The organism is Streptococcus parasalivarius (assembly GCF_054785155.1).
Genome location: NZ_BAABOB010000002.1, coordinates 258,594 through 271,701 on the forward strand (window position 1 = coordinate 258,594; position 13,108 = coordinate 271,701).

The 13,108-nt window shown below is 38.6% G+C and carries 13 protein-coding genes; 1 reads left to right on the top strand and 12 read right to left on the bottom strand.

Going from position 1 to position 13,108, the window contains the following annotated elements; genetic code table 11:
* Nucleotides 1-6 precede the first annotated feature (6 nt).
* From ACYVQ1_RS03380 to lepA, 12 genes are all read right to left on the bottom strand, one after another.
* Nucleotides 7-567 (bottom strand): TlpA family protein disulfide reductase, encoded by a 561-nt coding sequence (locus ACYVQ1_RS03380; RefSeq protein WP_461249824.1) that lies wholly within the window; start codon nt 565-567, stop codon nt 7-9.
* 65 nt (nt 568-632) lie between these two features.
* Entirely contained in the window at nt 633-923 is a 291-nt protein-coding gene (locus ACYVQ1_RS03385; RefSeq protein WP_461249825.1) for a hypothetical protein, read from the bottom strand.
* A gap of 26 nt (nt 924-949) precedes the next feature.
* Nucleotides 950-1,660, bottom strand: coding sequence for a thiol-disulfide oxidoreductase-associated membrane protein CcdA2 (gene ccdA2 / locus ACYVQ1_RS03390; protein WP_461249826.1), 711 nt, complete (start codon nt 1,658-1,660; stop codon nt 950-952).
* A gap of 357 nt (nt 1,661-2,017) precedes the next feature.
* Nucleotides 2,018-2,641 carry a TetR/AcrR family transcriptional regulator gene (locus ACYVQ1_RS03395; RefSeq protein WP_461249827.1) on the bottom strand — a complete coding sequence of 208 codons (624 nt, stop codon included), beginning with the start codon at nt 2,639-2,641 and terminating at the stop codon, nt 2,018-2,020.
* A 39-nt stretch (nt 2,642-2,680) separates the two neighbouring features.
* Nucleotides 2,681-3,763: an ABC transporter permease gene (locus ACYVQ1_RS03400; protein ID WP_461249828.1), complete on the bottom strand. Its 1,083-nt coding sequence runs from the start codon at nt 3,761-3,763 to the stop codon at nt 2,681-2,683.
* 1 nt (nt 3,764) lies between these two features.
* Nucleotides 3,765-4,481, bottom strand: a complete 717-nt coding sequence (locus tag ACYVQ1_RS03405) for an ABC transporter ATP-binding protein (protein WP_461249829.1) — start codon at nt 4,479-4,481, stop codon at nt 3,765-3,767.
* A gap of 372 nt (nt 4,482-4,853) precedes the next feature.
* Nucleotides 4,854-5,003, bottom strand: coding sequence for a hypothetical protein (locus ACYVQ1_RS03410; RefSeq protein WP_461258405.1), 150 nt, complete (start codon nt 5,001-5,003; stop codon nt 4,854-4,856).
* A gap of 188 nt (nt 5,004-5,191) precedes the next feature.
* The gene (gene budA, locus ACYVQ1_RS03415) at nt 5,192-5,911 is read right to left on the bottom strand and encodes an acetolactate decarboxylase (protein ID WP_156246750.1); all 720 of its coding nucleotides are present in this window, start codon (nt 5,909-5,911) and stop codon (nt 5,192-5,194) included.
* Between the two features lie 15 nt (nt 5,912-5,926).
* Nucleotides 5,927-7,603, bottom strand: a complete 1,677-nt coding sequence (gene alsS / locus ACYVQ1_RS03420) for an acetolactate synthase AlsS (RefSeq protein WP_461249831.1) — start codon at nt 7,601-7,603, stop codon at nt 5,927-5,929.
* Nucleotides 7,604-7,815: 212 nt separating this feature from the next.
* The gene (locus ACYVQ1_RS03425) at nt 7,816-8,157 is read right to left on the bottom strand and encodes a hypothetical protein (RefSeq protein WP_461249832.1); all 342 of its coding nucleotides are present in this window, start codon (nt 8,155-8,157) and stop codon (nt 7,816-7,818) included.
* Nucleotides 8,158-8,255: 98 nt separating this feature from the next.
* Nucleotides 8,256-9,635 (bottom strand): hypothetical protein, encoded by a 1,380-nt coding sequence (locus ACYVQ1_RS03430; protein ID WP_461249833.1) that lies wholly within the window; start codon nt 9,633-9,635, stop codon nt 8,256-8,258.
* Nucleotides 9,636-9,683: 48 nt separating this feature from the next.
* The gene (lepA, locus tag ACYVQ1_RS03435) at nt 9,684-11,516 is read right to left on the bottom strand and encodes a translation elongation factor 4 (protein ID WP_002891049.1); all 1,833 of its coding nucleotides are present in this window, start codon (nt 11,514-11,516) and stop codon (nt 9,684-9,686) included.
* Nucleotides 11,517-11,847: 331 nt separating this feature from the next.
* On the opposite strand from lepA, the gene ACYVQ1_RS03440 reads away from it, so the two are divergent.
* On the top strand, nt 11,848-13,077 hold the full coding sequence (locus ACYVQ1_RS03440) for a YkvI family membrane protein (protein ID WP_461249834.1): 1,230 nt from the start codon (nt 11,848-11,850) through the stop codon (nt 13,075-13,077).
* Nucleotides 13,078-13,108 lie beyond the last annotated feature (31 nt).

Sequence of the window (13,108 nt, forward strand, 5' to 3'; positions counted from 1 at the left end):
TCCTCCTTACTTCATTTCTTTTAGAGTCTGGACGATGTCTTCCTTACTCATATAGCCGATATGGGTCTTGGCGAGAGTTCCATCGCTCGCAATAAAGAGAGCAGATGGATAAGAGCGAATCCCATACTCTTTGAGCAAGTCCCCCTTACTGTCCATCAAGACTGGGAAATCTTTGTAGTCCAAAGCCTGGTACCAATTTTTAAAGTCATCGGCTGATTTTTCCCCATTGAATGTCGGAGCGACAACAGTTAGAACTACATAATCTTTCCCCTCCTCTGCCTTTGCTAAATCATTTGTGTCACCTAATGTTGAAAGACAGATTGAGCACCAGGAAGCCCAAAACTTGAGATAGACTTTCTTCCCTTTGTAATCTGATAAACGGTAGGTCTTGCCGTCTACTCCTTGCAGACTAAAATCCTGAACCTTCTTGCCAGCTTGCTCTGAACCTCCCGTTTTGGCTGTCTGCTTAGTCTCGCTTTTATTGGATGACTCCATCCCCTGGCCAGAGCAAGCCCCTAACAATCCTACACAGAAAAGTCCTGTCGCTATTAAAGCCATTTTTTTCATGTCTTCCTCCTCTTTAAATAGGGAGAAAGTCGCCCAAGCAGACGACCTCCTCTTCCTATTGTCCTTTATTGGTCTGATTTCATGTCAGATGAGTCACTCATGTCGTCCTTCATCCCTGAATCACTCGATTTCATCTCATCTTCTTTCATATCGTCTTTCATTTTAGAACTGCTGTCAGACATCATAGACGAATCTTTCATATCGTCTTTTTTCATGTCTTCCTTTTTCATGTCATCTTTTTTCATCATACTACTATTGTCTGTCTTTTTCATATTTGAATCAGACTTTTGTCCAGAACAAGCAGCTAAAGTGACGAGGCTAAGTGTAGCAATGGTAAGTGTAAGAATTTTTTTCATGATGTTTCTCCTTTAATTTTCCCAAATTAATGAAACAAGGATGCTAGGCTGTTGAGATTGCCCAGCATGAGCAAGATGCCCATCAAGATGATGAGAGCACCACCGATTTTTTTCAAGGTCCCCATATGGGGCTTGAGTTTGGCAAAGCGTTGCAAGACCCAGCCTGAAGCCAGAGCCAAGAGTAGGAAGGGAAGAGCTAAGCCCAAGGTGTAAACCAGCATTAAGAGCGCTCCTTGTAGAGCACCATTTCCTCCAGAAGCCGCAATCGCTAAAACGGAGCTCAATACAGGTCCGACACAAGGAGTCCACCCAAAACTAAAGGTCACTCCAATTAGAAAGGCATTGAAGAATTCGTTGCGTTTTTCGTCCTTCTTCAGTTGGATACTCTTTTGTTTTTGGAGTTGCTGAAAATTGATGAGGCCCATCTGATGGATTCCCAATAAGATGACAATCCCTCCTAGTAGGTAACGGAACCAGGGAGCATAAAGTACCTGACCCAGGGCACCCGCACCATAACCTAGGATGAGAAATACGGTTGATAGACCAGCAATAAAACAGAGGGTCTTAACCAAACCATACCAAGAAACATCTCTTCCAAAAATACGCACCGTTTTTTCATGCTCAGAATCTAATAAGATCCCTACATAGACGGGCATCAACGGTAAAATACACGGAGAGAAAAAAGATAAGACTCCCGCTAAGAATACTGAAATGGAAAACAAGCTATTTTCAATCATTTCAACTACCTCCCTTACTTTCTGACACTAGTATAAAGAAAAAATCTCTCTAAAAATAGAGAGATTGATATGCAAAAACTTGAATTTGATTAGGAGGTGAATTTCCCTATCTACCAATATCGAGGCTGGGACAAAAGTCCTAGCCTCGATATTGGTTTTGGATTGTCGAGCAAGACGCAGTGGTTGAGTGGGCTCTACTACGCTGATTTCATCAGCTTTTACAGCCCTACTCAACTGTGCGGAGGTGGGACGACGAAATCGAATTCTAACGAATTACCGATTTCTGTCCCACTCTCTTTTCTTGTCTCACGAAAACAACTTTTAAAAGTTGTTTTTCATTCTATATTTAGAAACTTGCTACTTCCACAAACCACCTAAGATTTGCTTTTCTAACAAGTCTAAGTCCTCTTCTGCCATTTCACCATTATCACCAACGATATATAGTTGAGAGAAGTAAGCTAACAAAGGCCCTATACAGATGCGAACCATTTGAGGAATGGTTAGTTCAGGATTAACACGTGAATCTGCCAGCAATTCCTTGTGGAGTATCAGAAGTTTATCCTGGATAGAATTCCAGATAAACTTCTGTTCATTTCTTAGTTTATTATTAGAGAATATTTCATGAAAAATGATTTTTATCAGAGCACGATTTTTTTTGAGATAGGTCATTCGATTATGGACAAGATAATGAACTTTTTCTTCTACCGTTTCAAAAGTTAACAGTTCTTCGAAAAAGCTCCCGAATAATCCTGGAACTACAGGGTGTAAAATAGCTGTTAACAAATCGACTTTCGTTTTAAAATACTTAAATAAGGTAGCCTGACTGAGTCCAGCATGCTTAGCTATGTTAAGGGTAGAGGTGCCATTATAGCCCTTGCTAGAAATGAGATCTACTGCCGACCGCATAATCTTTTTCTTCCCTTGAGGATAATCTGCCTCCTCTAAGTAATCTTCAAATGATTCAAAAATAGTCTTATCCATTGAACATTCAACCCTTTTAGTATTTTTTCGTGTTTTTCTTTAAACTTTACGATAACGGCGCAAGCCTACAATATTGAGGATTGTCAAAATGACAAGGAAAATCAGTAGAACGCCGATATTTGGCAAAACGTCTCCAATGCTACGTCCGTAAAGAATAATCTGACTCATTGCATCACCTGAGTAGGTCAATGGCAAAAATTTCCCTACCGTTTGAGCCCAGTCTCCCATTGATGACAATGGAATAATTCCAGAGAAAAAGAGCTGCGGCATAAAGACAAGGGGAATAAATTGCATCATTTGAAATTCTGATTTCGCCAAGGTAGACAAGAGAATTCCGAAGGCCAACGCCACAAGAGCCAGTACTACATTAACAATTATAACATTAAATAGATTTCCGACAACTTCTACATCTAATAACCAAATAGCTGCTAGGACTACGACTGCTGTTTGAAGAATCGCAATGAGTCCGTAAGACAACATGTAACCATAAACGATTTCAGAACGTTTGACTGGAGTTGCTAATAAACGCTCTAGTGTACCACTGGTACGCTCTTTCAAAAGTGCCATACCTGAAATCAAAAAAACAAAAAAGAAAACTACAAAGCCAATCAAAACTGGAATCATACTTGCAAAAAAACTTGTATGTTTATCACCATACTGGTAGGATTCCTTGATTTCTGGAGCTTTTGCCTCCAATTTCAATTGTGGAAGAGCTTGTTTGACACGAGCCATTAGTTGATTACTTCCTTCACTAGCGATACTCGTCCGCAATACTTGTCGAGTCATAGATGTTTTAGAGGCATCTGTATTAGCATAATCTACCTGATATTCACCATTTTTATAAGAAACCACTGCATCTACTTTTTCATCAGCTAAGTCTTTCTTTGCTTGATTGAGATCCTTGTAAGTCTGTACACTAACATGGTCCAGATCATCCATTTTTGTCACCAAACTAGTTGGCAGATCTTGTGTTGCTAGTTTAATATTCACGGCTGTACTAGCCGAAAACATGAGATTCATCAACCACATAATAAAGACTGGTGCTACAAACATCATGGCAAGAGTTCGTTTGTCACGAAACAATTCTTTCATCACTTTTTTCGCAATAGCCAAGGTTCTCATCCTACTCTCCTTCTGCTTTCAAAAAGACTTCTTCAATACTTGAAACACCATAGCCTTCTTTGAGATTTTTTGGTGTATCAAAGGCAATGATTTTTCCACCTAACAAGAGCCCAACCTTATCCGTAAGCTCTGCTTCATCCATAACATAGGTGGTGACTAGGATTCCTACCCCCTTGTCTCTGAGCGCCTTCAACTCTTGCCAGATTTTCTTACGAAGCGAAGGGTCGATTCCAACAGTTGGTTCGTCCAAAATCAAGAGTTGCGGATTTCCTAAAAGCGCAATGGCTAGCGACAAGCGTCGTTTCATCCCTCCGGAATAACCAGATACTGCCTTGTTTAAATGCTCTGTCAAATCGACTACTTGAGCTACATGGGCAATTTCTTCCTTTAAGTCTTTTTTTGATAGACCTTTTAGCTGACCGAAAAATTCCAAATTTTCTTGTCCTGACAAGGCCTCATAAAGAGCATCTGACTGGGCCATATAGCCAATATCTCCCAGAATGTGACGATTTGGCATGGTGTGGTCTAAGACTAAAGCCATACCGCTATCTGCCTTTTCCATTCCTAACATGGTTTTAATCATAGTTGATTTACCAGCACCTGATGGACCGATTAGACCAATGATTTCTCCAGACTGTAAATCAAAACCAACGTGATCTAAGACCATTTGACGACCAAAAGATTTTTCTAAATCTTGTAAATGTAGCAATGTTTTCATTTGCATCCTCCTAGGTGAGTGGTTACTCACTTTCGAATATGAGAATATTATAGTGAGTGTTCACTCACTTGTCAAGTGAAAAGTAAAATTTTCATAACAAAAAAACTTCGAATACAGGTCCTGCTTGGAAGGGAGGTAATTTCCTCAAATCATAATAGTCCTCTACTGCTTTTTTAAAACGAAAAACTTGTAAGGGACTACGCCCCTCCTCTGTCGGATATATATCGTACATATATGGATTAGCTTCCAACAACTCTCCAAGAGCTCTTTTCAAATCCATTCCACCTGACCCGTTAAAGAAATGGATTTACGATCCATAGTTCTTGTTCCTTGAGTCATCCCCGTCACCGCTACACGTCCATCTTCCTTAAATCACTTGTAGAGAGGTTTATAATTAGCCGTCAAAAAATAAACTGTTTTCCCATCCTCCCACATCATGTCCATAACAGCTGTATGAGGATGTCCTATTTTATCAACCGTTGCCACTACAACAGTGGGAATCTCTTCTACTAGTACTTTCAAATAAGGCATTATAAGAGACCATGTCTTTCTTTAATTTTACTTCTATATCGAAACTTTATGATTTTTTTGTAAATTTATCGATTAGATCTTTCAAGTCTTTCGATGTCTTAATAATTTCAAAAATAAAAAAACTTTCCTAATCATCTAGGAAAGTTCTCAATATAATCTATTAATATCTTTAAACAAGCTTATTCAGCCTTTGTAATATCTTCACGCATTTCATCGACATTGAATTTAGCGAAGAGATACTGACGATCTTGAACTGGGAAACGTTGATCAAGTTGGTCAACTGGACCGACTTCAACAATACCATTATCAATAATGAAGTCCATGACATGCCCACCAAATGACAAATCATCTGAAATAAAATGCAAATGATAACCGGCTACACTAACCCCGTGGAACATTTCAGGTGTCCAAATCCCAACGATAGTACCAGAAATATTATCAGCTTCGTACTCTGGTTGATGAGTCGCAACTTCAGCAAATTTCGTATCAGGAGTCGACTTAGGTATCATGCGGACATGCATGTGTTTAAAATGCCCTTTAATCTTAATAGACCGGAAGAGATTAACACCATCATAGTATGATTCAATGCGCTCTTCAAGTTCTTTATCAGTCATTTCAAAACGTTGACGGAAGATAACTTCAGCTTGGTGAGGTACGACTGCTGCATAGGGAACTTTTTCATCTGGAGAAACTTCTACCACTTCGACTTTACCTTCAGAGCCTTTAGCTTGATAGGCTTTGCCATCTAGAACAATCAATTCCCCATCAATAGAATCTAATGTTCCAAGACCCAAGTCTCCATGCTCCAACAATTCACCAACTGTTAAAGTACCTCCATAAAGCCCAGCCATCAAGGCTCCCAAAGTATTATATTGAAATAATTTTATGGCTTCAGACATGTCTACACCCTCTTTTTAGTAAAATTCATCTGGCAAAATAGTTTCGCCGAGTTTAATATTATCTTTATAGTCAATTGGAACATCAATAAGGACTGGTCCATCTACAGCTTGAGCCAAGGCTTCTTGGAGCAAGCTAGAAAACTCCTCTTTACTTGTTGCACGATAACCTTTCGCTCCAAAGCTCTCAGCATATTTTACAAAATCTACAGGACCAAAGTCAACCCCAGATGAACGACCGTACTTCATTTCTTCTTGGAATTCCACCATATTGTAATGGCCATCGTTCCAGATAATATGAACAATTGGCAATTTCAATCGAACTGCTGTCTCCAATTCTTGTGCTGAGAAGAGGAAACCACCGTCACCAGAAACAGAAATGACTTTTGTCTTAGGACGAACCAAAGCTGCAGAGATGGCCCACGGAAGAGCAACCCCCAAAGTTTGCATCCCATTTGAGAAAAGCAAATGACGTGGTTCATAAGATTTGAAATAACGAGCCATCCAGATATAGTGACTACCAACGTCAACGGTAACTGTCATATCATCATCCGTTTGTTCTTGTAAAACCTCAATTAAATCGAGTGGATGTACGGTACCTTCTTCAGGCTGACGGTCAAATTTAACATCTTCGACGACTGTATTTTTTAACCCTTTAAGATACTCTACTGAACCTTCAGGTAATTTGTAGCCCTGAATAGCAGGCAAAAGCAAATCTAAAGTTGCTTCTACATTACCAATCAATTCACGTTCTGGCTGGAAGTAAGTATCCACCTCAGCAGGTTCAACATCAATTACGATAATACGTGCTGAAATTTCAGCATTCCAGTTACGTGCTTCATACTCAATTGGGTCATAACCAATGGCAATTATCAAGTCCGACTTCTTAAGCAACATGTCCCCCGGTTGGTTACGGAAAAGACCTACACGACCAAAGAAAGTATCCTCTTCAAGGTCACGTGACACGATACCAGCACCTTGGAAAGTTTCAACAACTGGTAATTTAACATGTTTCAAAATCTGGCGAATAGAGTAAGTTACAGCTTCTGATGAAGCATCGTTCCCTAAAAGTAAGACTGGCAATACGGCATTTTTAATCGCCTGTGCGAGATAGTTAATATCAGAAACAGATGCTGAACCAAGTTTTGGATCTGTCATAGGCTTGATAGCCTTAACACTGACCGGAGCATCAGTCACGTCTTGAGGAATTGAAATAAAGCTTGCACCCGGTTTCCCTGACTTAGCATGGCGATAGGCATTCGCTACCGTTTCAGAAAGGGTATTAGCATCATGTACTTCAGCAGCATACTTGGTAATCGGTTCAAGCATAGCAACGTTATTCATTGATTGATGGGCACGTTTCAAAAGATCTGCACGCTTAACCTGACCACCAATAGCAAGAACAGGATCTCCTTCATCTGTCGCTGTTACCAAACCAGTAGCCAAATTTGAGACACCTGGACCAGATGTTACCAATACGACACCGGGTTTCCCTGTGATACGTCCAACACCTTGAGCCATAAAAGCAGCATTTTGCTCATGACGGGCAACAATCAATTCAGGTCCCTTATCTTCCAAAGTATCAAAAACCCTATCGATTTTTGCACCTGGAATCCCAAAGACATAATCAACATCATGGTTGATCAAACTATCAACCACTAAATCCGCACCATACAATTGCTTTTCTTCTGACATGAACACAGTCCTTCTGGCCCTAAAATGATAGAGCCAATTTTCCTTTCAAGTATAAGTCACAAAGTGTCAAAGTCTGCTCATTATTTCACAAACTTGTATCACTTCACAATTCTGTTATCATTATAGCACAGTTTTCAGACAATCTTGTGAAAAAAAGATTGTGAAATTTTGAACTTCTATCACAAAAAAAACACCTGATAACCATCAGATGTTCATGTATTTTTTACCTTAGCAAACTCTCGATTAAGATAATTTTGCAAGCCTTCAAAAATCTCTATTAACTGGAGATAATTAGACAAGCTTGAGCGACCAGGGATATCTACGACATCCAAAGAAATGCGTTCCAGGTCTTTTTCATAGAGAATGCGGAAGGATACCACTACTTGATCAGAAAAATAATTCTCCCCTGCTAAAATAAAACACTCATAGATGATGCCAACAGGATTAGCAACCTTCAACTCAATACGAATTGCGCCTAATCTCAAGGCCTCCACTTGCTGAAAACGCTCCAGAATAGCCTGTCGCTGACTGGGGATAAAACTCATGATATCCATAGTGGCCCTCCTAAGATTCCTTTTTGTCTATTATAGCCTAAAGCTGAGAAAAATGCTTGTGTAGGGTTTGTAGAAGCCTCATTGGCATTCAAGAATACTTAGTCAACCCCTTTGTAGTCTCTAAAGTCTGACTTAATACTGGAATCGTAATCATGTTTATCCACCCAATCCTTTAAATCAGCAAAAGAATGAATTTCCTTCCTAATACCAGCACCGTCCTCTACAGAAATTACAATTGCTTGCTCTCCATTTGTTCCCAACCAATGTAAGATATCATTGGTTTGCTCTTCAGGGGAAAAATAGATTTGTGATTGTTTGTCGTACTCTCTATCTCTATAGGACTCATATTGAGCCAATTTCTTTTTATAGGCTTTATATTCCCTATCGTAATCCTTTTGAACTTTTTGACGTGCTTTTTCGTAAGCTCGATAGTCTTTCTGATAATCTTGTTGAGCCTTTTTGTTCAGAATCTCACTGAAACTTAAAGTTTTAACAGGAAAAATAGAATCAGGAAAAACATTAAATTCTGGAACTTTCTTTGTTTCGCTTGGTTTATCAGGTTCTTTCCTTTTCACTGGCTCAGTTGGACCGACCGGAAAATCTCCCTCCTTACCTTGACGGGTCAATAGTTTAAATTTCTTTAAGGTATTACTGTTTGTTCTTGTCTGATTAACAGCCTCTTCGTAAATATGCTTAACCTCAGAATTTTCTTTAAATAGATTAATTTGATTCTCTTGTTTTGAAGTAGCTACATTATCAATCTCTAGGATCACATTTAGATGAGCAGATAAATAGCTGTCCTCTGGGGCTGGTGACTTCCTTAAAAGCTCATCCAAGTTTCCTTCTCTCTTTAAATATCCCCACATGGTGCTATCATTCACCTGATTACGAGCAGAACTCTTATCACCAAAATAAAGCATTTCATCCTTACTGTAAGAATAATCTGGTAGGTCTCTAGTTAAAAATTGATTCGTATCTAAATTGTAAGCAAATTTCTTGCCACTTTGAGAATTCTCCAAGTAAACATAATCATAACCATCAATCGAGCTTAAAGACACAGCCAACTCCTTAATATCTTTAAAATCTTTTATTTTCTTCAAATATGGGGTCAAATTAATAATTTTCTTTTCAAAATTTTTGTTGATATCATAAACTACCAAATGAGCTTGATGGAGACTACTCATGGTGTCGTAATAGCGAACAAAATGATTTCTACCAATTATCTCAGTAGCTACATTATCTTCAGAATTATAGTAAGTGGGTTCTTGATGACTAATGGCACCATATTGTTGACGTCTACCAAAAATCCCATTGGAAGTTACTTTATCAGCTTTTAGAGCAATCTGTAACTCTTCTACAGCTTTTTCATGAAATTTGTGCTTTGTATATATATTTCCTAAAAAGAAAAGCATTAGTAAAGTCGCAGTATAAATCCTTCCATGCTTTGAGAAGGGAAATCTTAAAATCATCTTTATCATAACTTTTATTACAAAAATAGCCAGAACATCACATTCTGACTATTACTCTTATTTCTCATCTTCGTCCATTGAAAGTACTGACAAGAAGGCTTCTTGTGGGACTTCAACCGAACCGATAGCTTTCATACGTTTTTTACCGGCTTTTTGTTTTTCGAGGAGTTTACGTTTACGTGAAACGTCACCACCGTAACATTTTGCCAAGACATTTTTACGAAGGGCTTTGATATCTGTACGGGCAACAATTTTTTGACCGATAGCCGCTTGGATAGGCACTTCGAATTGTTGACGTGGAATGATTTTCTTAAGTTTATCAACGATAAGTTTTCCACGCTCGTAGGCAAATTCCTTATGCACGATGAAGCTAAGGGCATCGACCTTGTCACCATTAAGGAGAATATCCATTTTCACCAATTGTGAGCGACGGTATTCTGACAATTCATAGTCGAAACTTGCATAACCACGAGTTGATGATTTCAATTTATCAAAGAAATCAAAGACGATTTCAGCAAGTGGAATCTGATAGATAACGTTAACACGATTATCATCAATATATTCCATGGTTTCAAAATCACCACGTTTACGTTGTGCCAACTCCATAACAGCACCAACGTATTCTTGAGGAACCATGATTTGAGCTTTAACATAAGGCTCTTCGATGGCATCAATACGTGTAGGATCTGGGAATTCAGATGGGTTAGACACTTCAAGCATCTCACCGTCAGTAGTGTTAACATGGTAAACTACCGATGGTGCTGTCATGATGAGATCAATGTTAAACTCACGTTCCAAACGCTCTTGGATAACATCCATATGAAGAAGACCCAAGAAACCACAACGGAAACCAAAACCAAGGGCTTGAGACGTTTCAGGCTCAAACTGAAGACTGGCATCGTTCAACTGGAGCTTTTCAAGAGCTTCACGCAAGTCATTGTATTTATTAGACTCAATTGGATAAAGACCGGCGAAGACCATTGGATTCATTTGCTTATAGCCATGGAGTGGCTCAGCTGCTGGATTATCCGCAAGTGTTACTGTATCACCGACACGAGTATCCGCAACAGTCTTAATTGAGGCCGCGATATAACCAACATCACCTGTTGCAAGGTAGTCACGGCCAACAGCTTTAGGCGTGAAGATACCAACCTCAGTAACGTCAAAAGTCTTGCCATTAGACATCATTTGAATCTTATCACCCGGTTTAACCATTCCGTTAACCACACGCACTTGGAGGATAACCCCACGGTAGGCATCATAAACAGAGTCAAAGATAAGGGCTTGGAGAGGCGCTTCGACTTCACCTTGAGGTGCAGGAACTTTCTCAACGATTTGTTCGAGAATCTCCTCGATACCGATACCAGCTTTAGCTGATGCAAGCACGGCTTCAGAAGCATCTAATCCGATTACATCTTCAACCTCTGTACGCACACGTTCAGGATCTGCAGCTGGAAGGTCGATTTTATTGATAACTGGTAAGATTTCCAAGTCATTATCTAGGGCCAAGTAAACATTGGCAAGTGTTTGCGCTTCAATCCCTTGAGCAGCATCCACCACCAAGATTGCACCCTCACAGGCAGCAAGAGAACGTGACACTTCATAAGTAAAGTCCACGTGTCCTGGTGTGTCGATAAGGTGGAAAATATATGTTTCACCATCTTTAGCTGTATAGTTAAGCTCAATGGCATTTAGTTTGATAGTGATACCACGTTCACGCTCGAGGTCCATACTATCAAGGAGTTGCGCCTGCATCTCACGACTTGATACTGTCTCAGTCTTTTCCAAAATACGGTCAGCAAGGGTTGATTTACCGTGGTCAATATGGGCAATAATAGAGAAGTTACGAATCTTCTCCTGTCGTTGTTTTAATTCTTCAATATTTGGCATTTTTATCTTTCCTAGTTCTTACTTGTGATTATAAAAAAACTAATCGTTACCTTCTATTATACAAAAAAGACAGGCTTTTGCCTATCTCTATCTACCAGATTACATAGGTTATTCATACTTAGTTGTCTTTAACCAAACATCAAAGAAATTTCTTCTTTTAATGAGTTTATTACTTTAGAAGTAGCTTCATTAGTAACAAAATTCTGAACAATTACAGATGTTCTAAGCATCTTTACCACTAAACAAAGAATATGTAATATTTTTGATAAACTTACTAATTAAAAAAGAATACAATAATCTTTTTTAGAAATAAATAGTTGAAAGGATATTTATGTTTAAGAAAATTTTATCAGTAGCACTTGCCTACGTAGGAATCATTGTCAGTGCAGGACTCTCCTCTGGACAGGACCTTATGCAATATTTTGTTAGCTTTGGATTAGTCGGCTTATTAGGCGTTTTAGTTCTCGCTGTACTTAATGCTTTTTTTGGGAAAATAATCCTTACACTAGGAAGTTATTATCGATCTAATGACCATTCTGAAGTATTATCAAAAATAGCTCATCCAATTACCAATAAAATCTTAGACCTATCCCTTATTATTTCTTGTTTTGTTATTGGTTTTGTCATGATTGCTGGAGCAGGTTCTAATTTGCATCAGCAGTTTGGTTTTCCTATTTGGATTGGTGCCTTGATTTGTACAGCCCTAGTCATTATCGTCAGTTTTATGGACTTTGAGAAAATCACTAATATCATTGGAATATTCACACCAATAATAATTATTATGATACTCATTATTGCTGGTCAAACTTTTATCGGTAAAAGTTACAACCTTAACCATCTAGATATGGTTGCTCGTCAACTTACACCCGCAATGCCGAATATTTGGATGGCTGTCATAAATTATTTTGCACTTTGTGTGATGACCGGTGTATCCATGGCATTTGTACTTGGAGGCTCAATTATGCGAATTGGTGTCGCCAAAAAAAGTGGTACCATTGGTGGTGCTATAGTCGGATTGATTATTGCTGTTGCTTCACTTGTCTTATTCGCTAATGTAGATAGTATAAAAGGTGTCGATATTCCCATGTTAATTTTAGCCAACAGGGTTCATCCATTGTTTGCGTTTACCTACGCAATTGTAATATTTGGTTTAATATTTAACACTGCCTTTAGTCTTTTTTATGCTCTCGCTAAACGATTCTCAGGTGATAATGTCAAGAAGTTTCGTATTTACCTTATCGTCTCGATAATAATTGGTTTCATTCTTTCATTTATGGGATTCAAGGAACTTGTCGGACTCATGTATCCAATTTTGGGATATATTGGAATGATCATGTTATTTGTCTTAACAGTTGCTTGGATACGAGACAAACAAAATATTAATGAAGAAATGAACTTGCGTCGTCAAATGATTACTCTAATTAACAAAAAATTCCATCCTAAAAAAGTTTACTCAAAAAAAGATAAAGAAAAATATAACGCTTTAGGGGAAGAATCAATCATTCAAACAAGTGAGTTAAAAAAAGATATACATGACCTTGTGGAAGATGAAAACAGCTAAAATATAACAGTAAAAAAGTCCAAACCGCTAC

Coding starts and splice junctions, on each gene's coding strand:
- ACYVQ1_RS03380 (WP_461249824.1), bottom strand. CDS start 567: ATGAAAAAAATGGCTTTAATAGCGACAGGACTTTTCTGTGTAGGATTG.
- ACYVQ1_RS03385 (WP_461249825.1), bottom strand. CDS start 923: ATGAAAAAAATTCTTACACTTACCATTGCTACACTTAGCCTCGTCACT.
- ccdA2 (WP_461249826.1), bottom strand. CDS start 1,660: ATGATTGAAAATAGCTTGTTTTCCATTTCAGTATTCTTAGCGGGAGTC.
- ACYVQ1_RS03395 (WP_461249827.1), bottom strand. CDS start 2,641: ATGGATAAGACTATTTTTGAATCATTTGAAGATTACTTAGAGGAGGCA.
- ACYVQ1_RS03400 (WP_461249828.1), bottom strand. CDS start 3,763: ATGAGAACCTTGGCTATTGCGAAAAAAGTGATGAAAGAATTGTTTCGT.
- ACYVQ1_RS03405 (WP_461249829.1), bottom strand. CDS start 4,481: ATGAAAACATTGCTACATTTACAAGATTTAGAAAAATCTTTTGGTCGT.
- budA (WP_156246750.1), bottom strand. CDS start 5,911: ATGTCTGAAGCCATAAAATTATTTCAATATAATACTTTGGGAGCCTTG.
- alsS (WP_461249831.1), bottom strand. CDS start 7,603: ATGTCAGAAGAAAAGCAATTGTATGGTGCGGATTTAGTGGTTGATAGT.
- ACYVQ1_RS03425 (WP_461249832.1), bottom strand. CDS start 8,157: ATGGATATCATGAGTTTTATCCCCAGTCAGCGACAGGCTATTCTGGAG.
- ACYVQ1_RS03430 (WP_461249833.1), bottom strand. CDS start 9,635: ATGATAAAGATGATTTTAAGATTTCCCTTCTCAAAGCATGGAAGGATT.
- lepA (WP_002891049.1), bottom strand. CDS start 11,516: ATGCCAAATATTGAAGAATTAAAACAACGACAGGAGAAGATTCGTAAC.
- ACYVQ1_RS03440 (WP_461249834.1), top strand. CDS start 11,848: ATGTTTAAGAAAATTTTATCAGTAGCACTTGCCTACGTAGGAATCATT.